Here is a 22,521-nt window from a genome sequence, read left to right on the forward strand (position 1 = left end):
CGTGGGATGGCACGGACGACGGCATGAGCGGGCTTCCGATTTTCGCCGTCCTTCCCGACTTGCTCGCGACGTTGCGCGACGGCAGCAACGCCGTTCTCGTCGCGCCCCCTGGGGCCGGAAAGACCACCGCGGTCGCACCGGCGTTGCTGGGCGAGTCGTGGTGCACCGGCGAAATCCTGCTGCTGTCGCCACGCCGCCTCGCGGCACGCGCGGCGGCCGAACGGATGGCGGCGCTGGCGGGCGAGGCGGTCGGCAAGACCTTTGGTTACGCGACCCGGATGGATACGAAGCGCTCCGCCGTGACTCGCGTGACGGTGGTGACCGAAGGAATCTTCGTGGCGCGGATCCAGGACGACCCCGAGCTCGCGGGCATATCGGCGGTATTGTTCGACGAAGTCCACGAGCGGAGTCTGGACAGCGACTTCGGTCTGGCGCTCGCGCTCGATGCACAGGGCGGGTTGCGGCCTGATCTGCGGCTGCTCGCGATGTCGGCGACGCTCGACGGGTCGCGCTTTTCCGGGCTGATGGGCGACGCGCCGGTGATCGAAAGCGAAGGCCGGATGTTTCCGCTGACGCTGCGGCATCTCGGCCGCGCGGGCGAGCAGCGGATCGAGGATTCGGTTGCTGCGGCGATCCGGCTTGCGTTGCGCGAGGAAAGCGGCGGGGTGCTCGCCTTCCTGCCCGGCGTTGCCGAGATCGAACGGACCGCCGAGCGGCTCGAGGGACTTGGCAGCGGCATCGTGCTCCACAAGCTCCACGGCAGCCTCGATCCCGCCGCGCAGCGTGCCGCGATCGCGCCCGATCCGGGCGGTATGCGCAAAATCGTACTGGCGACCGCGATTGCGGAGACCAGCCTGACGCTCGACGGCATTCGCGTTGTGGTCGATTCGGGGCTGGCGCGGCGACCGCGCTACGACCGGGCGGCGGGAATGACTCGGCTCGTCACCGAGCGCGCGAGTCAGGCGGCGGTTACGCAGCGCGCGGGCCGCGCGGCGCGCCAGAGGCCGGGGGTCGCCTATCGCTTGTGGGAGGAAGCCGCCACCGCCGGATTGCCGCGGTTCGACCCGCCCGAGATCCTCGAAGCCGACCTGTCCGCGCTGACGCTCGACTGTGCCTTATGGGGCGTCGCCGATCCGCGCGCGCTGGCGTGGCTCGATCCGCCGACCGAGGCGGCGGTGCAGGAGGCCCGGACCCGACTGATGGCGCTCGACGCGATCGACGCCGATGGCCGCCCCACCGCGCATGGCAAGGCGATCGCGCGACTCCCGTTGGCGCCGCGGCTCGGCCACATGCTGGTGCGCGCGGGCGATCTGGGATTCGCGTCGACCGCGGCGGAGGTTGCAGTGCTGCTCGGCGAGCGCGGGCTCGGCGGCAGCGACGTCGACCTCGAATCGCGCCGGCGCCGATGGCATGGCGAACGGGGACAACGCGCCGAGGCCGGGCGCAAGCTGGCCAGGCGCTGGGCCGCGCTTTCTCCGACCCGCCTTCCCCCCGCGAGCGGAGAGCGGGACAAAGCGACCGCCACCGCGATCGCGCTGGCCTTCCCGGACCGGATCGCGCGCCGCCGTGACGCCTCGGGCGAGACCTGGGCGTCGGTCGGCGGGCGCGGGTTCAAGCTCGACCCGACCGCGAGCCTAGCCCGCGCGGAATGGCTGGCAGTGGCCGAAACGCAGGGACTCGCCTCGGGGGCGCGGATCCTGTCCGCTGCCGCGATCGACCTGCCGACGATCGAGACGCTGTTCGGCGACCGGATCGCGACGCACCGCACCGTCACCTTCGACCCTACGACCGGGGGTGTCGTGACGAAACGCGAGCGCAGGCTCGGCGCGTTGCGGCTGTCGAGCGGACCGGACGCCACCGCCGACCCCGCTGCGATCACCACCGCGTTGGTCGACGGGATCAGGACGCATGGCCTTTCCTGTCTGCCGTGGAGCGACTCGGCGCAGGCGCTGCGCCACCGTGCCGCCTTCGCCGCCGCGCATGGCGGCGCGGACCTCGCGCTCGACGATGCCGCGCTGCTGGCGCGCGCGGACGAATGGTTGGTCCCGCTGCTCGAAGGCAAGCGGCGGCTCGACACGATCGAACAGGGGGCGCTGACCGATGCGGTGCGCGGGGTGATCGGCTGGGACGCGCTGACCGCGATCGACCGGCTTGCGCCGACGCACTTTCACAGTCCGGCCGGGAGCGGCCATGCTATCGATTACGCCGCCGAGGGTGGCCCGCGCGTCGAGCTTCGCCCGCAGGCACTGTTCGGGCTGGCGGCGCATCCGATGGTCGGCGGCGGGCGCGTGCCGCTGGTGCTGAGCCTCACCTCCCCCGCCGGCCGCCCGATCCAGACCACGCGCGACCTGCCCGGTTTCTGGGCGGGCAGCTGGGCGGACGTCGCGCGCGAAATGCGCGGGCGGTATCCGCGCCATCCGTGGCCCGACGACCCTGCCGCCGCTTCGGCGACGCTGCGAACGAAAAACGCAGATGCGCGCGCGCGCGAAGCACGATAAGGAGACGCCATGTCGACCGCCCGAATCTATCAGCGCCCCAAGAACGCCATGTCCTCCGGGCGTGCCCGCACCTCGATCTGGGTGCTCGATTTTGCACCCGCCGAACCCAAGGTCCCTGATCCGCTGACGGGCTGGGCAGGATCCGGCGACACGCGCGACCAGGTGCGCCTGACCTTTCCGACGCAGGAAGCCGCAGTCGCTTATGCCGAGCGCGAGGGGCTTGCGTTCACGATCGTTCCGGCGCCCGAACGTACGCTCAAACTGCAGAGCTACGCCGACAACTTTCGGTAGGACCGCCGTTACTTCAGACCATGGCCTGCGCGTTATCGAACGCCGTGTGAGAGTAACCATGCGGCCCCGGTCTGCGCCGGGGTGACGCGCATGACCCTTGCGGTGGTCGTCAGAACTGCCGCCGTCACCCCGATGAAGGCCGGGGCCGGCGCGCTATCGAATGCCACGCGAGCACAGTGACGCCGCCCCGGCCTACGCCGGCATAACGGGCTTATGTCGCCAGCATCCCCGCCCCGAGCAACAGCAGCAACTTCACATCCATCGCCACCCCCGCTGCGCGCTTGGCTGCGACGAACGCTGCGATCTCGGCGACCGGGACGCGGTGGACGGTGATGTTCTCGCCTTCGACCCCGCCGCCATCGCCAATCCGGCGCAACCCGCGCGCGCGGACCAGCGTGAAGCCTTCCGACACCATCCCCGGCGAGGAATAGAAGAACCCGAGCGATTCGACGGAGTCCGGGCGATATCCGGTCTCTTCCTCCAGCTCGCGGGCGGCGGAATCGAGCACGTCCTCCCCCGCTTCCTCGTCGCCGACCAGACCGGCCGGCAACTCCAGGCATGGCTTGCCCAGCGGCACACGATATTGCTCGACCAGCAGGACATGCCCGTCGTCGATCGCGAGGATCACCGCCGCCTCGATTCCGCGGGCGCGGCCGACATATTCCCAGGTCCCGTCCTTGATGACCTTGATGTACTTGCCCGCCCACACCGTCGCTGCGGTCATAGTTCGATCAGCCTGTCGGGAAGTTCGTTGCGGTCGGTCTCGGTCTTGGGGAAGCTCTCGGACAGGATCGCGCCGATCCGCTCGACCGCCGCCGCCATGCCCGCGCCCGGCCTGCCGTCACGCGTCTCGTGCACCAGCGCCGCCATCGCGTCGCCCCAGCGCTCGGCCGGGACCGCACGGTGGATGCCCTCGTCCGCAACGATTTCGGCCATCCGTTCGTCGCGCGACAGATACAGCAGGATGCCGACCCGCGCTTCGGTCCGCCGCTCCGCGCCGACCTTGAAATACTGGATCGCCCGCCGCCGCACCCGCCGCCGCCGCGTCGCCTTGGGGACCAGCGCGAGCCGCAAGGGCATGTAGGACAGCGCCAGCCGCACCAGAAGGAACACCAGCGTCTCGACCACCAGCAACGCGCCGAGCAACAGCCGTGGATCGGGTGCCGCGTCCCACCCTTGCGTAAAGCCGCTGAGCCACAGCTCCATCCGCAGCGGATCGACCGCGGCGAGCGCGACGACCAGCAGCATCGCGAGGATCGCCACCTGCAGCGCCGCATCATGATAGGAATCAGAGCGTTCGGTGACGATCGTCACGATCTCGCCGTCGGTGCCATGTTCGGCGGCCTCGACTGCGGCAAGCACGCGCGCATGATCGTCGGGCGTCAGCCGTGGTGTCCGTGCCATCACCAATCCCCCGATGCGCCGCCGCCGCCGAACGATCCGCCGCCGCCGCCGGTAAAGCCGCCGCCGCCCCAGCTGCCGTCGGATCCGCCATCGGATCCGCCGCTGCCACTACCGCCGCCCCAGCCACCACCTCCACCGGCCCCGGTGCCTCCGCCCCAGCCGCCGAGCGTCGCGCCCCAGAGAATCGCGGGCGCGATTCCGCTCCGATACTGCTGCCCACCACCGCCGCGCCGCCGCAAAGCGGAGAGCAGGACGAAACCGATCACCATGCCCCAGAAGATCAGTCCGAACGGAATCCCCCCGCCGCTGTTGGTCGAGCGGCGATGTGTCTTGTCGAACGCCGCCGCCGCGGCATCGGTCGCCGCCTTGGCTTCCTCGGGCGAGGCGCGCAGCTGCTTGATCAGCGCATCGGTGCCCGCTTCCATCGCGCCGGGAATGTCCCCCGACTGCGACAGTTTGGGGATCATCTGCTCGCGGATCACGCGCCCGGTGAAGGCGTCGGTCAGGAACGGTTCGAGCCCGTAGCCGACCTCGATCCGCGGCCCGCGATGCCCCTTGGGTTCGTTGGGCGCGATGAACAGGATCGCGCCATTGTTGACGTCCTTCAGTCCGACGCCCCAGGCGCGGCCGAGCCCGACGCCATATTCCTCGAGCTCGCGCCCCTCGAGGCTGGGAATGGTCGCGACGATCAGCTGGCGCTTGGTGTCCTTCTGCAACGCCTCGAGCTTGGCGGTCAGGTCCGCCTCGGTCGCGGGCGGCAGGACGTTCGCCGCGTCGACGACCAACCCGGTGAACTTCGGATAGGTCTGCGCGTCGGCGGCGGTGGTGACGGTGCCGAACAGCACCGCCACCGCGAGCAGGAACGATTTCAGGATCTGCATCGGACGGGCCCTCTGAGCCCCATGATCAATTGCTGTTGCCGAAGTTCACCGTGGGCGCGGCTTCGGCACCGGGGGTCGTCGCCTTGAACGGAACGAGCGGCTTCGCCCCGTAAAAAATCTTCGCACCGATCGCATCGGGGAAGGTCCGGATCGTGGTGTTATAGCTCTGCACCGCGCCGTTGTAATCGTGGCGGGCGGTCGAGATACGGTTCTCGGTACCCTCGAGCTGGTCCATCAGGGTCGCGTAATTCGCCTGGCTCTTGAGCTCGGGATAGGCTTCCTGGAGCCGCTGGAGCGACACGGTCACGTTGGACTGCGCCTTCTCATAAGCGGCGACCTTGGCCGGATCGTTGAGCTGGTCGGGCGTCAGCTTGACCTGGTTCGCGCCCGCGCGCGCCTGTGTCACTTCGACGAGGATGCTCTTTTCCTGTGCGCCGGCGGCTTTCACCGTGGCCACGAGGTTCGGAATGAGGTCGGCCCGGCGCTGGTAATAATTCTCTACGTCGGCCCATTTGGCCTTGGCGTTTTCTTCCTGCGTCGGGACGCTGTTGAGCCCGCAACCGGACAGCGATGCCGTGAGCGCCAGACCGGCCGAGGCGACGAACAGGGTGCGGTACTTCATTGTTAGGATCCCTCCAGACCTTGCGCCCCCATGATAGCGGGGTACGATGGCCACGCGAAACGAAATCGGTTGGGGACGATGTATGTTCAAGGAGTTCAAGGCCTTCATTGCGCGCGGAAACGTGCTGGACCTGGCCGTCGCGGTGATCATCGGCGCGGCGTTCGGCAAGATCGTGACGTCGCTGACCGACGACGTGATCATGCCGGTGATCGGGCGCCTGACCGGGGGGCTGGACTTTTCGAGCTATTTCCTGGTGCTGGGCAAGGTGCCGGGCGCGCTTGCCGGGTCGTCGGATTATGCCGCCCTCAAGAAAGCCGGCGTGCCGTTGCTGGGGTATGGCGCGTTCCTGACCGCCGCGGTCAATTTCGTGATCGTCGCGTTCATCATCTTCTTGATCGTGCGTGGCGTAAACCGCCTGATGCCGAAACCGCCGGAAGTCCCCGCCGAGCCGGTCGAACCCGCCGACGTGACGCTGCTGCGCGAGATCCGGGATGAACTGAAGCGGCGGTAATCCGCCCGTCACCCCGGCGAAGGCCGGGGCCGCCGTGTTATGTGGCGCGACCGACAATACGGCACGCCGCCGCGCCTGGGTAACGACACGGCCCCGGCCCTCCCTAGGGTGACTCGAGTATCATCCTGCAAGCGCCCGGTCAGGCCGCGACCAGATCCTCGGCGATCGAATCCGCGAGGCTGGTCCCGTCGAGGATCCGCGCGGTCTCATCGCGGACGCGCATCATCGCGTGGCGGATTGCGCAGGTCGCCTCGTCCTTGCAGTCCTTGCACGAGCGATAAGCGGTACGGCTGACGCACGGGACCAGCGCGAGCGGCCCCTCGATCACGCGGATGATCTCGCCCAGTGAAATCAGGTGGGTCGGACGCGACAGGCAGTAGCCGCCCATCTTGCCGCGGTGGCTGTGGAGGAACCCCGCCTCGCGCAGGTCGGCGAGGATCAGTTCGAGAAACTTGCGCGGGACGTTTGCTTCCGCGGCGATCCGGTTCATCGGGATCGGCGGGCTCCCCTTGGGAGCACCAGCCAGGAACATCATCGCGCGCAGGGCGTAGCGGGACCGTTGGGTAAGCATGATACTATAGCCCATGCACCGCTTTTGTGGCGAGTCAAAGGCGCTGACCTAATTTTGTACGCTTCCCATTCGTGCGGCAATGCCTATATCGGTTCTGCCGGGTTCGCCCGGCTATGGCGATAAAGTGCGGCGTGCAATAGATACAACGGACCCGGGGGCAGTACCCGGCGGCTCCACCACAACCGGCCACGGCTTTCAGCCAGACCGGTCATGACGGGGCCGAAGCAGGATCGACGTGTTTCGAAAAGCGCTGTTTTTTCCCGGGCTGAGTAACCTGTAAAAGGCTCAAAACCACAAGTGCAAACGATAACGAAGCACTCGCGATTGCAGCGTAACTCAAGGCCTCACGGTCTAGGTTACTAAGCTAAGCGCGGTTCGGGCCGCACCGGGCAACAGAAGCGGACACCGGCGGTACGGGGAGCACCGAGCAACAGAAGCTCCCCACCTTTCCTTATCATAAAGAATGACGGTTCCTCCGGGCTCGGCCCAAGGTCTGAACTCGACCTTAAAAGCCTTGGAGAGGGGGGCTACGACCCTCCCACCTACTGTTTTCCCGCGAAGGCGGGAACCTAGGGCCAGGCAAAACAACAATCGATAGCGTTCGCGACTCCTGGGCTCCCGCTTTCGCGGGAGAACATGCGGTTTGCAAGAAGCCTCGCTTTACGGCTTGAGTCTCACCCGACAAACCCCGCCACCCCGGCCCCCGCCATCCGCAGATCCTCGACGAACCGCCCGAACTCCACCTCTGCGGCCGCCGGATCGGGCAGGCGCAGCAGGTAGCTCGGATGCACCGTGATCCAGCACGTCCCGCCATCGGCCAGCGCAATCGGCCGCCCACGCTCCTTCGAGATCGTCACCACCCGCCCGAGCAGACTCCGCGCCGCGGTCGCCCCCAGCGCGACCGTCACCTGCGGCTTGACCAGCAACCGCTCCTGCTCGACCCACCAGCGACACGCCTCGATCTCCCCCGCACCGGGCTTCGAATGGATTCGCCGCTTGCCGCGTTGCTCGAACTTGAAGTGCTTGACCGCATTGGTGACATAGGTGCGCGTTCGGTCGACCCCAGCCGCCGCCAATGCACGGTCGAACAATTGCCCCGCTGGACCAACGAACGGCCGTCCTGCCAGATCCTCCTGGTCGCCGGGCTGCTCACCGACGAACATCAGCGGCGCATCGACCGGGCCTTCGCCGAACACGGTCTGCGTCGCCGGCCCATAAAGCGGGCAGCGCGTGCATGCGGATGCCTCGTCGCGCAGCGCATCCCACGCGATCACACTATTGCCGCCGACCTCGTCCCTTGCCTTCGCGATCATGCCTGACTCCCGTGCCTGCGCCGAGGCGATCAGCCCTGGGACCAGCGCGGTCTCGGGCATGTTCTTCCAGTATTTCCGCGGCATCTCCTTGAGCATCGCACCGATCTTGACGCGCGCCGGGTTGAAGATCGACGCGTAATAGGTCTTCCACACATCCTCGATCGGGTCGCCCGCTGGCGCATCCGCCTTCGATGCGCCCGGCCCCTCGGCAAGCGTCGTGCCGTCCCAGTGGATAGCGATCTCGGGGGTCAGGATCGACCAGTGCATGCTGGCGAAGCGATCGAGGAAGAAGCCGGCATTGTAACGGACGATATGATGCTCGGGCTCGAACCATGCGACGAACCGCGCCTTCTCCTCCTCCTCGACTTCGCGAAAGCGCACGAACGCGCGCATCTTGTGGATGTCCTTGCGCACCTCGCGCGCGAAGCCTTCGAGCTTGCGGACCAGCGGGTCGGCCTTGTCCTCGACCGCGCCGGGCCGGTCGCGCAGCCGCACCAGCAGCGTATAGAGCAACGCAAACCGCTCGGGATCGCTGTGCAGCAACGCCTTGCGCGCAAGATCGACGAAGCCGCGCGATACCGAGAAGGCGGGCGCGTCGCTGTGCGGCAGCGGCAGATCCTCGCCGAACAGGTCGACCGGCGCGTCGCCGACCTGCCACGTCACGTCCGAAGGCGCGACCCCGGCCACCGCCAGCCCGCGCGCAGCCTCGCGCCAGCCGTCGAAATCGTCCGGCTCGGCCAGCGTTACCCTGTGCATCGTATCATCCTCCCGATCGGGCCTTTGCCCGTCAGGCGAACAACTCCAGTTGCTTCACCTTGGGTGCAACGACAGGCCGCAATTCCGCCTTGTCGCTGAGCGCAAGCGGTCGCCAGTCCTCCGCGATCAGGAACGGGCGCAGCTTGGTGATCGACACGGTCAGTCGCGCGACATCCGCGAGGTGCAGCCGCCGCCAGCGGCGTGCGGCGAGGATCGAGTTGACGGCCTTCACCCCCAGCCCTGGCACGCGCAACAACCGCTCGCGCGGCGCGCGGTTGACGTCTACCGGGAAGATCGCGCGATGCTTGAGCGCCCAGGCGAGCTTCGGGTCGATGTCGAGCGGGAGCATCCCCGTCGTCTCGTCCGCCGCCGACACGACTTCCGTCGAGGTATAGCCGTAGAAGCGCATCAGCCAGTCCGATTGATACAGCCGATGCTCGCGCATTAGCGGCGGGCGCTGGAGCGGGAGCACGGTACTGGCATCCGGGATCGGGCTGAACGCCGAATAATAGACTCGGCGCAGATCGAAGCTGTTGTACAGCGACGAGGCACGCATCACGATGTCGCCGTCGGTCGCGGCATCCGCGCCGACGATCATCTGGGTCGATTGCCCCGCGGGCGCGAAGCGTGGCGCGGACTTGAACTTCTTGCGGGCATCAGTCGCGTCGATGATCGAGGTCTTGGTCTCCGCCATCGCATCCTCGATCCGCACCGCCGACTTTTCGGGCGCAAGCCGCTTGAGCCCCGAGACGGTCGGCAGCTCGACGTTGATCGACAGGCGATCGGCATGGAGCCCAGCCTGCTCGACCAGCGCGGGATCGGCATCGGGAATCGTCTTGAGATGAATATAGCCGCGGAAATTATGATCCTCGCGCAGGGACCGCGCGACCTCGACCATCTGCTCCATCGTGTAGTTGGACGAGCCAATGATCCCCGAGGAGAGGAACAGCCCCTCGATATAATTGCGCTTGTAGAAGGACAGGGTGAGGTTGACGACCTCCTGCGCGGTGAAGCGCGCACGGCGGACATTCGAGCTCTTGCGGTTGATGCAATAATGGCAGTCGAAGATGCAGCTGTTCGTCAGCAGGATCTTGAGCAGCGAAATGCACCGTCCGTCGGGCGCATAGGCATGACAGATCCCCATCCCGCCATCGGTCGACCCGACGCCCTTTCCGTCGCGTGACGTCCGCTTGACGGAACCCGAGGAAGCGCAGGAAGCATCATATTTCGCCGCGTCCGCAAGGATCGCAAGCTTTTGCTGGACATCGAGTTGCGCCATGATGTTCTCTCTACGTTCTTTTTCACCTTCTGTCGACGGTTTAATCCCGGCGATATAAGGCGTTGCCTTCGAAGGGGGCGATCATGAACGGCTGGACGAAGCGGATCGATCCACGCTGGGTGCTGGCAATCACCTGCCTGCTCGGCTGGGCGTTCAAGGGGCATTGCGGCGCCTATTGGCTCGGCGACATCCAGTATCTCACCGGATGTTACAGCGACGCGGTGCCGTTCTGGGGACTGCGCGGGGTTTCGGCAGGGCAGATCCCGTACCTCGAGGCGCGGATGGAATATCCGGTGCTCACCGGTTGGCTGATCTGGGCGGAGGGGCTCGTCACGCGAACGCTGTTCGGGTCGGGCGCAACGGCGGCGCATTTCCTGTTCGTTGTCGCTGCGGTCAATGCCGGGCTGGCGTTCCTGGTCCTCGCAATGATGCGACGGGCCAGAGTCGATCGCACACGGCAATTTGCATGGGCAGGCGCGCCGCCGCTAGTCCTGTATCTCGGGCATAATTGGGACATGCTTGCGGTGACGTTTGCGGTCGCCGCGGTGCTGTTCGCGCGGCGCGGCGGCCTGCGGATCGCCACCGCGCTGGCGGCACTGGGCAGTGCCGCCAAACTGTTTCCGGTGCTGCTGCTTCCGGTCTTCGGGCTGGCAGCGCTGTTCGCTCGCGGGGGCGGCGGGGTCTGGCGACGGGTCGGCGCAGCGACAGTCCTGGCGGCCATAGCCATCGGTAGCTGGGGCCTGGTGAATGCACCGATCGCGGTTCAAGCCTTCGCCAACTGGTCGGAATTCTACACCTTTTCTTCCGCGCGATCCGGCACGGCGGCGTCGGTCTGGGAAATCCTGGCGCAAGCGGGCTGGTGGGTCACGCCGGTCCCGACACGCAACCTGTGGTCCGGCCTGGTCTTCCTCGGCGGGGCCGCGATGATCGTCGGGCTGGGCTGGATCCGCCACCGAGCGCGGCCGTGGCTGCTGTTCGCGCCAGTGCTCGCCTGGTTCCTGTTGACCAACAAGGTCTATTCCCCCCAGTTCGACTTGTGGCTCTATCCGATGCTGGTCCTGACGAGTTATCGGCTGTGGCCGGTGGCGTGGTTCGCGCTGGGCGATATCGCGGCGTATTTCGCCGAATTCTGGTGGTTCGCGGGGATCGATGGATATCATCCCGCGGCATCGTCGTCGGACATTGCCGTCGCAGCGACGTTCCGCGCCGCGTCGATGCTGTGGCTTATCGGGTCGTCGTTGCTACGACCGGCGCCCGCATGGGTTCTGTGTCCGCGGACGGCCCCCGACACGGCTTGACGTCGAGCGCGCGTCCCTGCGCCGCCCACAAGGCGCGTTCGAACGTCACGTCATGCTTAGATCCGAACAAGCGGACCGCCTTGCCATCGACCGCCTCGGCTTGCGCGACGATCCGGATCCAGCGCGCCCCGCCCGATACTTCGATCTGCGCATCGAGCATGAATCCCGTGCAATCGCGGATCGCCTCCAGTCGCGCGAGTTCGAGATCGATCCGCGACTGACGCGTATAGCGCGCCGCAACTTCACGGCGGTCGATCTTTACGCCGCGCGGAAGTCCGAACAGGTCGTACACGCCGTCGCTCCATGCCAGCGCGTGCGACAGCAGGTCGCATTCCCACAACCCCATGGTCGCAGATACGGGCGCAGGGATCGGGGTCAGCGGGGCGCAGGCGCTGCGCACCCGCAACGGCGCATCTCCGACGCTCGCGGTGCGCTGACGCTCGGTTGCATTGGCGGGATCTTCCCGAATTTCGTACACCGTAGGCACTCACTTATGTGGCACTGCAACTTAATCGACATCAACACGTTGCGCCTTAACAACAAGTTTCCAGGGAACCCCTCATGCGCAAATTCCTCCTCTCGCTCGCGGCCGCATCGCTGGTCGTTCCGGTCAGCATGACCCTGCCGACGACCAAGGCCGAAGCGAAAAAGCGCTATTACGGGCATGCGCGTCGCCATTACCGTACCTGCCGCCATTCGAGCGGAACGACCGGCCTTGTCGCGGGCGGCGTCGGTGGTGCGCTGCTCGGCAATTCGGTGCTTGGCCATGGTGCGCTTGGTACGATCGCCGGTGGTGTCGGCGGGGCGTTCGCGGGTCGCGCGATCGATCGCACGATCACCGCAAAGAACCGCTGCCGCTAATGCCGCCTCCGTCACCCCGGGTTGGCCCGGGGTGACGGCCCGGCGCCTATTCCGCCGCCAGTAAGGTTTCGGCCGCACTGAGATCTACCGAGACCAGCCGGCTTACACCTTGCTCCATCATGGTCACGCCGAACAGCCGGTGCATCCGGCTCATTGTCACCGCATTGTGGGTGACGATCAAATAGCGCGTTTCGGTTTCGCGGGTCATGACGTCGAGCAGGTCGCAGAACCGCTCGATATTGGCGTCGTCCAATGGCGCATCCACCTCGTCGAGCACGCAGATCGGTGCGGGGTTGGTCAGGAACAGCCCGAAGATCAACGCTACGGCGGTCAACGCCTGTTCCCCACCCGACAGCAACGTCAACGATTGCAGCTTCTTGCCCGGCGGCTGCGCCATGATCTCGAGCCCGGCCTCCAGCGGATCGTCGGAATCGACCAGTTCGAGATGCGCGCTACCGCCGTTGAACAGCGTCGTGAACAACCGCCGAAAATGCCCGTCGACCGCCTCGAACGCAGCGAGCAGCCGCTGCCGCCCCTCGCGGTTGAGCGTGCCGATTGATCCGCGCAGCCGGTTGACCGCCAACCCCAGTTCCTCGCGCTCGGCGGCATTCCCCTGCGACGCTGCCTCCAGATCGGCGAGCTCGCTCTCCGCGACGAGGTTGACCGGGCCGATCCGCTCGCGATCGACGTTCAGTTTCTCATGGGTCGCGGATTCCTCGGCCGGCGCGCGCACCGTCGCGCCGTCAAAGCCGACTCGTTCGGGCAACAGCACCGAGGGGCATTGGAAGCGCTCGCCAGCGAGCCGGTTCATCTCGATCCGGCGCAGTTCCTGGTTCTCCGCGCGCGCCGCCGCGCCAGCGCGCGCCTCGCGCGCCTGCGCGAGTGTTTCGGCAGCGGCGGCGGCGGTTGCTTCGGCGTCGCGGAGCGCCACGTCGGCGCTGCGTTCGGCCGCCTGCGCGGCATCGGCATCGGTGCGCGCGGTGGCGTGGGCCACTTGCAGCGCGACGACGTCGGCCGCCAGCGCCTCGGGACGACCGGCCAGCGCTTTCGCTTCCACCAAAAGCGCCGCGTCGCGCTTGTCCATGTCCGCGATCCGCTTGGCTGCCTCGCCCGCGCGCGTACGCCAGCCCTTCACTTCTGCCGCCATCGCCGCGAGGCGTTCACGCGCGCTGCCAAGGTCACGGTCGACCCCGGCGCGGTCGGCACGTGCGGTGGCAATCTCGGCGCGACGGTGCTCGGCTTCGCGCGAGAGGTCAGCCACGCGCGCGCGCGTGGCGCTGCCATCGGGAAGCGCTGCGTGCGTCGCGGCGGCGCGCGTTGCTTCAGCGGCGGCTTCGGCATGATCCGCCTCGACCCGCGCGCGCCGTGCCGCCAGGTCGGTGCGTTGCGCCTCGATCCGCTCGATCGCGGCGGTCGCGCGGTCTTCGGCGCGCGCTGCGTCGCGCGCGCGGCTCTCGGCGCTCTCGAGCAACCGCCGTGCCGCGACCGCCGCAGTTCGCGCCTCGGCGATCGCCGCATCGATCCGTGCGAGTTCGGCATCGGCGGAATCGACCGCACGCACTGCCGCCGGCCGCTGATCCTCGATCGCGCGTAACCGGTTCATCCGCTCGAGCCGCTCGGCCGCCGCAGCCCCGCCCGATTTCGCTACATAGCCGTCCCAGCGCCGCACGCTCCCGCGCAGCGTCACCAATCGTTGCCCGACCGCGAGCGCGACACCGTCATCGCTGTCCACCACGAACACCTGCGACAGCCGCCGCGCCAGCGCCGGCGGGGCCACGACGTGGGTCGCGAGCGGCACGGTGCCTGGCGGCACGGCCGGATCGTCGGGCTGCGCGTCGGCCCCCGCCCAGAACCGCTCGGCCGCCGGATCGAGCCCGGCCTCCAGATCATCCCCCAACGCCGCCGCGAGCGCGCGTTCATAGCCCGGATCGGGCCGCATTCGGTCGAGCACACGGTCGCGCCCGTCGCGTTTCGTCGCGCGAGTCAGCGCCGCCGCCTCGCTGTCGAGCGCCGCCAGATCGGCATGCGCGCCCGACCGCGTCGCCTGCGCCCGGTCGCGCTGATCGCGCGCACCGCGTTCGTCGGCATCCGCGCGCGCGAGACCGGCGCGCGCATCTTCCCCATGTTGCAACGCCTGCGCGCGGGCTTCCTGCGCCATCGCGCGATCCTTCAGCAGCGGTGCCGCATCGCCCAACGCAGCCGCTTCCGCCGTCACCCGGGCGAGATCGCGCGCGCTGCGATCGGCGCGCGCGCGCGCTGCGGCGAGCGCCGCCTCGGCCACGCGCGCGTCCGCTGCCTCGGTCGCCTGTGCGGCAAGCCCCTGCGCCAGCGCCACCTCCGCGTCGCGCCCGGCGCGTTCCGCTTCGGCCTGGCGCGCCTCCAGCGCCGGAACGCGCGCCGTCATTTCGGCCAGCCGCGTCTCGGTGGCACGCGTTTCCTCGGTCAACCGCGCGATCGCCCCGGCGGCATCGTGCGCAAGCGCGCCTTCGCGCAACCGGTCCTCCGCCAGCCGCGCGCGTCCGGCCGCAAGTTCATCACGCCGCCGCACCGCCGCCGCCTGCTCGCTCCGCAAGGTCGCCAGGCGATGCGCCGCATCGCTTGCCGCATCGCGCATCGCCTGTGCGGCCGCGCGCGCGGTCCCCAACGCCTCGGTCGCGGCAAGCGCATAGACCGCCGCCGCGCGCTGCGCCTCGGCCGCATCGGACACACGCGCCTCGCAGGTTGCCGCCTCGGCCTTCGCCGCATCGGCTGCCGCCTGCGCATCGCGCCAGCGCGCGTAGATCATGCGCGCTTCGGCGGTGCGGATCTGGTCGGACAGCGCGCGATAGCGTTCGGCCTGCTTCGCTTGCCGCCGAAGCGATGCGGCGCGCGCGTCCTGGTCCGAAATCAGTTCGTCGAGCCGCGCGAGATTGGCCTCGGTCGCGCGCAGTTTCTGCTCTGCATCGCGGCGACGAACGTGGAGCCCCGCGATCCCGGCGGCTTCCTCGAGCATCGCGCGGCGCTCGGCGGGCTTGGCGGCGATGATCGCGCCGATCCGCCCCTGGCTGACCAGCGCGGGCGAATGCGCGCCCGTCGCCGAATCCGCGAACAACAGCGCAACGTCTTTCGCGCGGACGTCACGCCCGTCGATCCGGTAGGCCGACCCCGTCCCGCGCTCGATCCGGCGGACGACTTCGCTCTCCTCCGGCCCCGCCGCCCCGGGCGTTTCGATCAGCATCGAAACTTCGGCGAAATCGCGCGCCGGACGGGTGGACGTCCCTGCGAAGATCACGTCGTCCATCCCCGCCCCGCGCAGCGACCGCGCGGACGTCTCCCCCATCGTCCAGCGGAGCGCCTCGAGCAGGTTGGACTTGCCGCAGCCGTTGGGCCCGACGATTCCGGTCAGCCCGGGTTCGATCCGCAGATCGGCGGCGTCGACGAAGCTCTTGAACCCCGACAGCCTGAGCCGCTTGATCTGCATCCCCCCGGGCCTCCCGCCCCCTGCCGGATCAGCCGCCGGCGCGCTTGAGCGCTTGTTCCAGCTGCGGCCAGGCCGGACCGGTCGGCTGCAGCTCGACCGGCTCGTTGTTGATCAGGAAGGTCGGCGTGCTCTGGACGTTGTGATCCGCATTGGCCTTGGCGGTCGCCTTGGTCAGTGCATCGAGCTGAGTCGAATCTGCCAGGCACGCGCGCGCCTTGGCGTCCGGAACGCCGCGCTGCTTGACGAAGTCGAGATAGCCGAGATCCTGCGCGAAGGTCGTCGCGATCGTTTGCGGCGAGGCGCCCTGCATGCCCTGGACCTTCTGGCCGACCTCCTGCTCCTTCGCGAGCAGGGTCTGCTGGTTCGCCATCATCGCCTCGAGCAGCGGGAAGAACGCGCTTTCATCGACGCAGTGGCCGAGCAGGATCGGCGCGATGTCGAGCGCGCCATGGATCGGATAATCGCGGAACTCGTAGGAAACCTTGCCGTTCGCAACATATTGCGCCTTGAGCAGCGGGAAGCCTTCGGCCTCGAACTGCGCACAGAACGGGCAGGCGCGCGAGCCATATTCGACCAGCTTGATCGGCGCATCGGGGTTGCCCATGCGATAGCCATAGTCGCCGGTCTTGACGACCGTGTCGGTCCAGCTCTTGCCGGCGGGGGCGGCCTTCGCGGCGACCGGTGCGCTGGCGGCGGTGGTGTTGCCGCTGCCGGACGTGCCGCTACCGCAGGCTGCCAGCACGAGAGCGGGAAGCGCGAGCGCCAGGATACGGGTTTTCATCGTGGAATAGCTCCTAGGGTGACGGGGTTATCGGGCGGCAAGCGCGGTCTTGAGCACGGGTTCGAGCGCATCCCAGCTATACACGTTGGGCAGCAGCTTGCCTCCAAGGACAAAACTCGGCGTCCCGCTGATCTTGTAGCTCGTCTGGGCGGCATTGGCGCGAGCGACGATTCCGTCGACCGCCTTGGTATTGGCGAGGCAGGCCGCCGCCGCCGGACGCGTCAGGCCCATCTTCACCGCCAGATCGGTATAGCCGTAGAATTCCGCGAGATAGGCCGCTACCGCATTGGGCGTCGCTTTCTCCAGTTCCTTGCCCTTGGCGTCGGGGATCTGCGCATCGCGCCCGACCAGCGTCTTCTGCTGCGCCATCATCGCCTGCAACAGCGGGAAAAACCGCGGCAGCGGCACGCAATCGCCGAGCAGCATCGGCCCCAGATCCAGCGCGCCGTGCACCGGGTAATCGCGGAATTCGTAGCTGACCTTACCCGTCGCGACATAACCCGCGACGAGCTTGGGCGCGCCGTCGATCGCGAAGGCGGCGCAGGTCGGGCAGGTGCGCGCACCATATTCGACCAATTTGACCTTGGCGTCCGCATTGCCCATCCGCACGCCGCCTTCCGGCGTCCGCACCACCGTCCGCGTCCAGTCGACCGCAGCCCGGCGCGCCGGCGCGTGCCGCACGGGTGCCGCGCCCAGCGGCGCGACCATCGCAACGGTCGCCAGCGCGGCGACCCACCCCAAGTTCCGCATCCGTTATTCCCCGATCACCGGCGCGCCGCGCGACGCCGCCACCCCTGCCGCAAGCGCTTCGAGCACCGCCTTCAATTCCGGATCCGCGATCGTCCGCAGGCTCGCGCCGAGCTCGACCGGCGCGGGCGGGAGCACCGGCGGCGGCGTGCGCCTGGGCCGGCTGATCACGTCGCCCTGCCGGATCTGCACCTTGGCGATCGCGGCATAGCCGAAGAAGCGATTGACCCGCTCGATGATCTCGGGCGCGATATGCTGCATCATCGTCGCATGCGCGCCGCGCACGACCAGGTTGAGCGTCCCGCCGGTGCGTTCGCCGTGCGGGAACTTGATCGATTCGGGCGCGGAGACGTTGGCGTAGCGCGGCCCGACGATCTCGCCCCAGCGCGTGACGACCGCGCTCTGGACGAAGCCGAAACGGCGGAAGGCGGCGCGTCCGGCGTCGGGCAAAAGCTCGGCGACCGAACGCGCGCGGCCGCCGCGGCGATGCTCTGGCTGCGCGGGCGGGAGCTTTGTCTTGGTGGGGGCCTTGGTGCCGCTGGTGCTCATTGCGCCGTCCATGCCATAGCGGGGCCGTGTCCGCCAAGCGTCCTTCCCATATCGCCCGTCATTTGCCCCTACATCTGCTCGCCTGGTATGACGCGCACGCCCGCACGCTGCCGTGGCGTGCCGCCCCCGGCAGCAACGCGCCCGACCCGTATCGCGTGTGGCTGTCCGAGATCATGCTCCAGCAGACGACGGTCGCCGCGGTCACGCCGCGCTTCGCCGAATTCGTCGCGCGCTGGCCGAGCGTCGAGGCGCTCGCCGCCGCGCCCGAGGCGGACCTGATGGCGGCGTGGGCGGGGCTCGGCTATTATGCGCGCGCCCGCAACCTCCATGCCTGCGCGCGCGCGGTAGTGGCGGCGGGCGGGTTCCCCGAAACCGAGGCGGGCCTGCGCGCGCTCCCCGGGGTCGGCGCCTATACCGCCGCCGCGATCGCCGCGATCGCGTTCGGGGAGCGCGCGGTGGTAATCGATGCGAACGTTGCACGTGTCGTCGCGCGGCTGTTTGCTATAGAAACCCCTCTTCCCAAAGGGTTAGGCGAAATACGTGCGGCGACCGACACGATCACCCCGGACACGCGCGCGGGTGATTTCGCACAGGCGATGATGGACCTCGGGTCGAGCGTCTGCACCCCGCGCGCACCGCGCTGCCTCGCCTGCCCGCTGTCGGCGGAATGCGCCGCCTACGCCCGGGGCAATCCCGAGGGTTTCCCGATCAAGCAGCCAAAGGTAGTCAAGCCGCAGCGCCACGGCACGATCTTCTGGCTCGAGCAGGACGACCGCGTGCTGCTCGTCCGTCGACCGCCGCGCGGGTTGCTCGGCGGGATGCGCGCCTTGCCGACGGGGCCGTGGACAGAAGCACCGCCCGGCCTCGCCGATCCGCCGGTGGCCGCCGCCTGGACGCTGCTTCCCGATACGGTGGCGCATGTTTTCACGCACTTCCGGCTGGAACTGTCGCTTGCCGTGGCGCGCGGGCGTGGGCATGGCGATTCGGGTGAATGGTGGCCCGTCGCCGAGCTCGACTCGGCCGGGCTGCCGACGGTCTTTGCCAAGGCGGCGACGACGATACGGGCGGCAAACAGGAGAGCGTGATGATTCGGTATCTGGTTTCAGGAACTACCCTTGCCGCCCTCATGGCCGGCACCGCATTTGCCCAGCAACCCGCGCCGACGATGGCACCCCGCCCCGCCGCGCAGACCGAAGCGCGCGGCGCGACCGCGCCGGCGCTGCCCGCCACGCAGAAGCTGTTCGCCGACTATATCGCCGCCAACAAGATGCCCGGCATCGTCGGCGTGATCGGGCGCGGCGATGCGCCCCCCGCTGTCATCGCCGACGGCAAGCTGGGCGACGAACCCGGCGCGGCGATGACCGATGCCGACAGCCTGTGGCGCGTCTATTCGATGACCAAGCCGATCACCGCGATGGCGGCGATGATCCTGATCGAGGAAGGCAAGATCGGCCTCGACCAGAAAGTCAGCGATTTCATTCCCGCCTTCAAATATATGAAGGTCCAGGTCAGCCCGGATTCGCTGGTCGCGCTGCCCGCTACGCATGCGATCACGATCCGCCAGTTGCTCACCCACACCGCCGGGCTCGGCTACACCATCATCACCAAGGGCCCGCTGCTCAAGGCCTATGAGGACGCGGGCATCACCCCGTTCACCTCGGACGCGAAAAGCGAGGCGCAGATGCGGCTCAAGCGCCCCGCGACGCTGGAGGCGTTCGCCAACAAGGTCGCGACGCTGCCGCTGATCGCCGAGCCGGGCACGCGCTGGAGCTATTCGATCGGGCTCGACGTGATGGGCCGCGTGATCGAGGTCGCGAGCAAGATGCCGTTCGACCGCTTCCTCGAGACGCGGATCTTCAAGCCGCTCAAGATGAAGTCGACCTATTTCACCGTGCCGCAAGCGGACGCGCGCCGGCTCGCGACCGGCTATGCGATCCTCGGCGCGAACCGTGTCCCGCTCGATCCGGCCGCGACCTCGGTCTACCTGCAGAAGCCGAGCTTCCCTTATGGCGGCGCGGGGCTGGTGATGTCGGCGGGCGATTACGACCGCTTCCTCCACATGCTCCAGAACGGCGGCACGCTCGACGGCAAGCGGATCCTCAAGCCAGCGACCGTCGCGCTCGCGATGTCCAACCTGCTCCCGCTCGGCGTGGTCTATCCGGGCGCGGTCTCGGCGACGGGGGGCACGACCAGCCCGCAGGGCTTCGGCGCGGGGGGCTCGGTCACGCTGTACGACGCGCCCGGTGGTCCGGCGAAGGGCACGTACGGCTGGGGCGGCGCTGCGGGGACGATCGCCTGGGTAGACCCGGTCAACAAGGTTCGCGCGACGATCATGGTCAACTATCTGCCGAGCGACAAATACCCGCTCCGCGCGGATGCGACCAGGGCGATCTACGCCGACCTCGCACCGGTCCTGGCCAAGCGGTGATCGCTCCGGGGTTTACGGGCGGGACGCTCGACCGGGCGGACGCGCTGCGCCACGACGAAGCGAAGCTCGCCGCGCTGACCGGGGACTGGCGCTCGCGGCTGCTCCGGCTCGACGGGTTCGATCCGGTGCTGATGGGCGACGGCACGCTCGGCTGGACGACGCTCGCCGACGTGCCCGACGGGGCCGAGCTCGTGCTGCTCGGGCTGGACGATGCCGGGCGCGGGCATTTCGCGGCCTACATCCCCGGCATGCGCGCGCCGCCCGGGCGCTCGCCCCGGCTGTTCGGGCTGCTCGGCCAATTCGCGCCGGGCGAGGCGGCAACCTATGCCGCCGCGCGCAGCGTGCTCGACTGGCACAGCCGGCATCAGTTCTGCGCGAATTGCGGGACGCAGACCGCGCCGTTCCGCGCGGGCTGGGGCCGCCGCTGCCCGAATTGCAACGCGGAGCACTTCCCGCGCGTCGACCCCGTCGTCATCATGATCGCGGAGCATGACGGGCGCGCGCTGCTCGGTCGCCAGCCGGCCTTCCCGCCGGGGCGCTATTCGGCGCTCGCGGGGTTCCTTGAACCGGGCGAATCGATCGAGGAAGCGGTCGCGCGCGAGATCATGGAGGAAGCGGGGGTGCGGGTGCGCGACGTGCGCTATATCGCGAGCCAGCCGTGGCCGTTCCCCTCCTCGCTGATGGTGGCGTGCGTTGGGATCGCGGAGAACGACACGATCACGCTCGACACCAACGAGCTGGAAGATGCGATCTGGGTCTCGCGCGAGGATGTGCGGACGGTGCTCGCCGGGGGCGACGGACCGTTCCTGCCGCCGCCTGCCTATGCGATCGCGTTTACGCTGCTGACGGCGTGGGCGGAGGGGTAACGTCCTTTCTTCTCCCCTCCCTGGAAGGGAGAGGCTGGGGGTGGGTCAGCCCGTTATTCGAACGTCGCCAGCCCCGGCGAGCGACCCACCCCCAACCCCTCCCTTCCAGGGAGGGAGCAAGGCGCACCCCGCCTGCCTCCGCCCTCGCGCTCACGCTGCTGACCGCGTGGGCGAAGGGGTAACGTCCGTTCTTCTCCCCTCCCTGGAAGGGAGGGGACGGGGGTGGGTCGGCCCGTTGTTCGAACGTCGCCAGCCCCGGAGAGCGACCCACCCCCAACCCCTCCCTTCCAGGGAGGGGAGCAAGGCGCACCCCGCCTGCCTCCGCCCTCGCGCTCACGCTGCTGACCGCGTGGGCGAAGGGGTAACGTCCGTTCTTCTCCCCTCCCTGGAAGGGAGGGGACGGGGGTGGGTCAGCCCGTTATTCGAACGTCGCCAGCCCCGGAGAGCGACCCACCCCCAACCCCTCCCTTCCAGGGAGGGGAGCAAGGCGTACGCCGCCTGCCTCCGCCCACGCGTTGACGCTGATGATCGCGTGGGCGAAGGGGTAACGCCCTTTCTTCTCCCCTCCCTGGAACGGAGTGGCCGGGGGTGGCCAGCCCGTTATTCGGACGTCGCCAGCCCCGGAGAGCGATCCACCCCCAACCCCTCCCTTCCAGGGAGGGGAGCAAGGCGCACATCCCCCTCGAACGCGCGCCTGTCGATACGCCCCCAGCATGCGCAGCTGACAAAGCTGCCGCGGCCCTTGTAACGCGTACGGAATGAGATCGCCGCGCGGCGGTTTCTGGTGTAGGATCGGTGCAGTTCTACGGGGAGACCGTCGATGCTGCGCCGATCGCTTCTGTCCGTCCCCGCTCTAGCGGTGTTCGCGCCGATCCTGACGCAGGCGCGCGCCGCAGTCAGGGCGGCGATTCCCGGCAAGGTTGCCGCTGACGCGGACCGCGAGGGCAAGGCGCGCGCGATCGGGCTGAGCACCACGCGCTACAAGGTGCTGACCGACGATACCGCGGGCGCGCTGTTCGTGCTCGAACAGGCGAACACCTTGAAAGGCGGGCCGCCGCGGCATCTCCACCACGGCGAGGACGAATTGTTCTTCGTGCTCGAGGGGGACTATGTCGTCGAGGTCGGCGACGCGCGCTACTGGCTGACCCCCGGCGAATGCGTGCTCGGCCCGCGCGGGATTCCGCATGCCTGGGCGTTCGCGGGCACGACGCCCGGGCGATTGCTCATCTCCTTCGCCCCCGCCGGCAAGATGGAGGCGTTCTTCGCGCAGCGCGGGAAGACGCTCAAGCCCGGGCAGTATGGCAGCACCGCGCAGGATGCCGCAGTGATGCGCGCGTTCGGGATGGAGCTGATCGGACCGGGGGTCTTGCCCGAGCACCTCGTCCGGCCCGCCTGAGCGCCGGAC

21 protein-coding genes and 1 other RNA gene are annotated in these 22,521 nt (G+C 68.5%); 10 read left to right on the top strand and 12 right to left on the bottom strand.

Annotated features, from left to right (window positions below):
- Positions 1 to 23: 23 nt before the first annotated feature.
- Entirely contained in the window at positions 24 to 2,498 is a 2,475-nt protein-coding gene (hrpB, locus tag L8G49_RS13700) for an ATP-dependent helicase HrpB (RefSeq protein ID WP_242186359.1), read from the top strand.
- 9 nt (positions 2,499 to 2,507) lie between these two features.
- Positions 2,508 to 2,789, top strand: a complete 282-nt coding sequence (locus L8G49_RS13705) for an ETC complex I subunit (RefSeq protein ID WP_242138501.1) — start codon at positions 2,508 to 2,510, stop codon at positions 2,787 to 2,789.
- 211 nt (positions 2,790 to 3,000) lie between these two features.
- On the opposite strand, the gene L8G49_RS13710 is transcribed toward L8G49_RS13705, so the two are convergent.
- From L8G49_RS13710 to L8G49_RS13725, 4 genes are read right to left on the bottom strand one after another with little or no spacing between them, the layout of a single operon-like run.
- Entirely contained in the window at positions 3,001 to 3,513 is a 513-nt protein-coding gene (locus tag L8G49_RS13710) for an NUDIX hydrolase (protein ID WP_242138500.1), read from the bottom strand.
- On the bottom strand, positions 3,510 to 4,193 hold the full coding sequence (locus L8G49_RS13715) for a TPM domain-containing protein (RefSeq protein WP_242186360.1): 684 nt from the start codon (positions 4,191 to 4,193) through the stop codon (positions 3,510 to 3,512). Before L8G49_RS13715 ends, L8G49_RS13710 begins: the two co-directional genes overlap by 4 nt.
- Positions 4,193 to 5,074: a TPM domain-containing protein gene (locus L8G49_RS13720; protein ID WP_242138498.1), complete on the bottom strand. Its 882-nt coding sequence runs from the start codon at positions 5,072 to 5,074 to the stop codon at positions 4,193 to 4,195. Before L8G49_RS13720 ends, L8G49_RS13715 begins: the two co-directional genes overlap by 1 nt.
- A 25-nt stretch (positions 5,075 to 5,099) precedes the next feature.
- A complete protein-coding gene (locus L8G49_RS13725) occupies positions 5,100 to 5,696 on the bottom strand; it encodes a LemA family protein (RefSeq protein ID WP_242138497.1) in 597 nt (198 codons plus the stop codon).
- Between the two features lie 82 nt (positions 5,697 to 5,778).
- Between L8G49_RS13725 and mscL the strand changes: the two genes are divergently transcribed.
- Positions 5,779 to 6,207 (top strand): large conductance mechanosensitive channel protein MscL, encoded by a 429-nt coding sequence (mscL, locus tag L8G49_RS13730; RefSeq protein ID WP_242138496.1) that lies wholly within the window; start codon positions 5,779 to 5,781, stop codon positions 6,205 to 6,207.
- Positions 6,208 to 6,346: 139 nt separating this feature from the next.
- On the opposite strand, the gene L8G49_RS13735 is transcribed toward mscL, so the two are convergent.
- Positions 6,347 to 6,778: an Rrf2 family transcriptional regulator gene (locus L8G49_RS13735; RefSeq protein WP_242138752.1), complete on the bottom strand. Its 432-nt coding sequence runs from the start codon at positions 6,776 to 6,778 to the stop codon at positions 6,347 to 6,349.
- A gap of 58 nt (positions 6,779 to 6,836) precedes the next feature.
- Between L8G49_RS13735 and ssrA the strand changes: the two genes are divergently transcribed.
- Positions 6,837 to 7,185: a transfer-messenger RNA gene (ssrA, locus tag L8G49_RS13740) on the top strand.
- 267 nt (positions 7,186 to 7,452) lie between these two features.
- Here the strand turns inward: ssrA and L8G49_RS13745 are convergent.
- Complete coding sequence (locus L8G49_RS13745; protein WP_242186361.1) at positions 7,453 to 8,847, bottom strand: UdgX family uracil-DNA binding protein; 1,395 nt, start codon at positions 8,845 to 8,847, stop codon at positions 7,453 to 7,455.
- A 31-nt stretch (positions 8,848 to 8,878) separates the two neighbouring features.
- Positions 8,879 to 10,126: a putative DNA modification/repair radical SAM protein gene (locus L8G49_RS13750; protein WP_242138494.1), complete on the bottom strand. Its 1,248-nt coding sequence runs from the start codon at positions 10,124 to 10,126 to the stop codon at positions 8,879 to 8,881.
- An 83-nt stretch (positions 10,127 to 10,209) separates the two neighbouring features.
- On the opposite strand from L8G49_RS13750, the gene L8G49_RS13755 reads away from it, so the two are divergent.
- A complete protein-coding gene (locus tag L8G49_RS13755; RefSeq protein ID WP_242186362.1) occupies positions 10,210 to 11,424 on the top strand; it encodes a hypothetical protein in 1,215 nt (404 codons plus the stop codon).
- Here the strand turns inward: L8G49_RS13755 and L8G49_RS13760 are convergent.
- Positions 11,351 to 11,911 carry a hypothetical protein gene (locus L8G49_RS13760; protein ID WP_242186364.1) on the bottom strand — a complete coding sequence of 187 codons (561 nt, stop codon included), beginning with the start codon at positions 11,909 to 11,911 and terminating at the stop codon, positions 11,351 to 11,353. The genes L8G49_RS13755 and L8G49_RS13760 overlap by 74 nt on opposite strands.
- 74 nt (positions 11,912 to 11,985) lie before the next feature.
- On the opposite strand from L8G49_RS13760, the gene L8G49_RS13765 reads away from it, so the two are divergent.
- Positions 11,986 to 12,285 carry a hypothetical protein gene (locus tag L8G49_RS13765; RefSeq protein WP_242138491.1) on the top strand — a complete coding sequence of 100 codons (300 nt, stop codon included), beginning with the start codon at positions 11,986 to 11,988 and terminating at the stop codon, positions 12,283 to 12,285.
- A gap of 46 nt (positions 12,286 to 12,331) precedes the next feature.
- On the opposite strand, the gene smc is transcribed toward L8G49_RS13765, so the two are convergent.
- From smc to L8G49_RS13785, 4 genes are read right to left on the bottom strand one after another with little or no spacing between them, the layout of a single operon-like run.
- Positions 12,332 to 15,745, bottom strand: coding sequence for a chromosome segregation protein SMC (smc, locus tag L8G49_RS13770; RefSeq protein WP_242186366.1), 3,414 nt, complete (start codon positions 15,743 to 15,745; stop codon positions 12,332 to 12,334).
- Positions 15,746 to 15,773: 28 nt separating this feature from the next.
- Positions 15,774 to 16,526: a thioredoxin domain-containing protein gene (locus L8G49_RS13775; protein ID WP_242186368.1), complete on the bottom strand. Its 753-nt coding sequence runs from the start codon at positions 16,524 to 16,526 to the stop codon at positions 15,774 to 15,776.
- Between the two features lie 27 nt (positions 16,527 to 16,553).
- The gene (locus tag L8G49_RS13780; protein WP_242138488.1) at positions 16,554 to 17,276 is read right to left on the bottom strand and encodes a thioredoxin domain-containing protein; all 723 of its coding nucleotides are present in this window, start codon (positions 17,274 to 17,276) and stop codon (positions 16,554 to 16,556) included.
- A gap of 3 nt (positions 17,277 to 17,279) precedes the next feature.
- A complete protein-coding gene (locus L8G49_RS13785; RefSeq protein ID WP_242138487.1) occupies positions 17,280 to 17,834 on the bottom strand; it encodes a DciA family protein in 555 nt (184 codons plus the stop codon).
- 62 nt (positions 17,835 to 17,896) lie between these two features.
- On the opposite strand from L8G49_RS13785, the gene L8G49_RS13790 reads away from it, so the two are divergent.
- The 4 genes from L8G49_RS13790 to L8G49_RS13805 all read left to right on the top strand — a co-directional run bounded on the left by L8G49_RS13790 (position 17,897) and on the right by L8G49_RS13805 (position 22,512).
- Positions 17,897 to 18,907, top strand: a complete 1,011-nt coding sequence (locus tag L8G49_RS13790) for an A/G-specific adenine glycosylase (RefSeq protein WP_242186395.1) — start codon at positions 17,897 to 17,899, stop codon at positions 18,905 to 18,907.
- The gene (locus L8G49_RS13795; RefSeq protein ID WP_242186369.1) at positions 18,907 to 20,250 is read left to right on the top strand and encodes a serine hydrolase domain-containing protein; all 1,344 of its coding nucleotides are present in this window, start codon (positions 18,907 to 18,909) and stop codon (positions 20,248 to 20,250) included. Before L8G49_RS13790 ends, L8G49_RS13795 begins: the two co-directional genes overlap by 1 nt.
- The gene (gene nudC / locus L8G49_RS13800) at positions 20,247 to 21,116 is read left to right on the top strand and encodes an NAD(+) diphosphatase (protein ID WP_242186371.1); all 870 of its coding nucleotides are present in this window, start codon (positions 20,247 to 20,249) and stop codon (positions 21,114 to 21,116) included. Before L8G49_RS13795 ends, nudC begins: the two co-directional genes overlap by 4 nt.
- 820 nt (positions 21,117 to 21,936) lie before the next feature.
- Positions 21,937 to 22,512, top strand: a complete 576-nt coding sequence (locus L8G49_RS13805) for a cupin domain-containing protein (RefSeq protein WP_242186373.1) — start codon at positions 21,937 to 21,939, stop codon at positions 22,510 to 22,512.
- Positions 22,513 to 22,521: the final 9 nt, after the last annotated feature.

Source organism: Sphingomonas sp. CARO-RG-8B-R24-01 (assembly GCF_022662295.1).
Lineage (GTDB): Bacteria > Pseudomonadota > Alphaproteobacteria > Sphingomonadales > Sphingomonadaceae > Sphingomonas.

Bases quoted from the DNA above. Each gene is read 5' to 3' on its own strand.
- mscL (WP_242138496.1), top strand. From the start codon at position 5,779: ATGTTCAAGGAGTTCAAGGCCTTCATTGCGCGCGGAAACGTGCTGGAC.
- L8G49_RS13745 (WP_242186361.1), bottom strand. From the start codon at position 8,847: ATGCACAGGGTAACGCTGGCCGAGCCGGACGATTTCGACGGCTGGCGC.
- L8G49_RS13710 (WP_242138500.1), bottom strand. From the start codon at position 3,513: ATGACCGCAGCGACGGTGTGGGCGGGCAAGTACATCAAGGTCATCAAG.
- L8G49_RS13765 (WP_242138491.1), top strand. From the start codon at position 11,986: ATGCGCAAATTCCTCCTCTCGCTCGCGGCCGCATCGCTGGTCGTTCCG.
- L8G49_RS13785 (WP_242138487.1), bottom strand. From the start codon at position 17,834: ATGGACGGCGCAATGAGCACCAGCGGCACCAAGGCCCCCACCAAGACA.
- L8G49_RS13715 (WP_242186360.1), bottom strand. From the start codon at position 4,193: ATGGCACGGACACCACGGCTGACGCCCGACGATCATGCGCGCGTGCTT.
- L8G49_RS13775 (WP_242186368.1), bottom strand. From the start codon at position 16,526: ATGAAAACCCGTATCCTGGCGCTCGCGCTTCCCGCTCTCGTGCTGGCA.
- L8G49_RS13805 (WP_242186373.1), top strand. From the start codon at position 21,937: ATGCTGCGCCGATCGCTTCTGTCCGTCCCCGCTCTAGCGGTGTTCGCG.
- L8G49_RS13780 (WP_242138488.1), bottom strand. From the start codon at position 17,276: ATGCGGAACTTGGGGTGGGTCGCCGCGCTGGCGACCGTTGCGATGGTC.
- L8G49_RS13795 (WP_242186369.1), top strand. From the start codon at position 18,907: ATGATTCGGTATCTGGTTTCAGGAACTACCCTTGCCGCCCTCATGGCC.
- L8G49_RS13725 (WP_242138497.1), bottom strand. From the start codon at position 5,696: ATGAAGTACCGCACCCTGTTCGTCGCCTCGGCCGGTCTGGCGCTCACG.
- hrpB (WP_242186359.1), top strand. From the start codon at position 24: ATGAGCGGGCTTCCGATTTTCGCCGTCCTTCCCGACTTGCTCGCGACG.
- L8G49_RS13755 (WP_242186362.1), top strand. From the start codon at position 10,210: ATGAACGGCTGGACGAAGCGGATCGATCCACGCTGGGTGCTGGCAATC.
- smc (WP_242186366.1), bottom strand. From the start codon at position 15,745: ATGCAGATCAAGCGGCTCAGGCTGTCGGGGTTCAAGAGCTTCGTCGAC.
- L8G49_RS13705 (WP_242138501.1), top strand. From the start codon at position 2,508: ATGTCGACCGCCCGAATCTATCAGCGCCCCAAGAACGCCATGTCCTCC.
- L8G49_RS13750 (WP_242138494.1), bottom strand. From the start codon at position 10,126: ATGGCGCAACTCGATGTCCAGCAAAAGCTTGCGATCCTTGCGGACGCG.
- L8G49_RS13735 (WP_242138752.1), bottom strand. From the start codon at position 6,778: ATGCTTACCCAACGGTCCCGCTACGCCCTGCGCGCGATGATGTTCCTG.
- L8G49_RS13720 (WP_242138498.1), bottom strand. From the start codon at position 5,074: ATGCAGATCCTGAAATCGTTCCTGCTCGCGGTGGCGGTGCTGTTCGGC.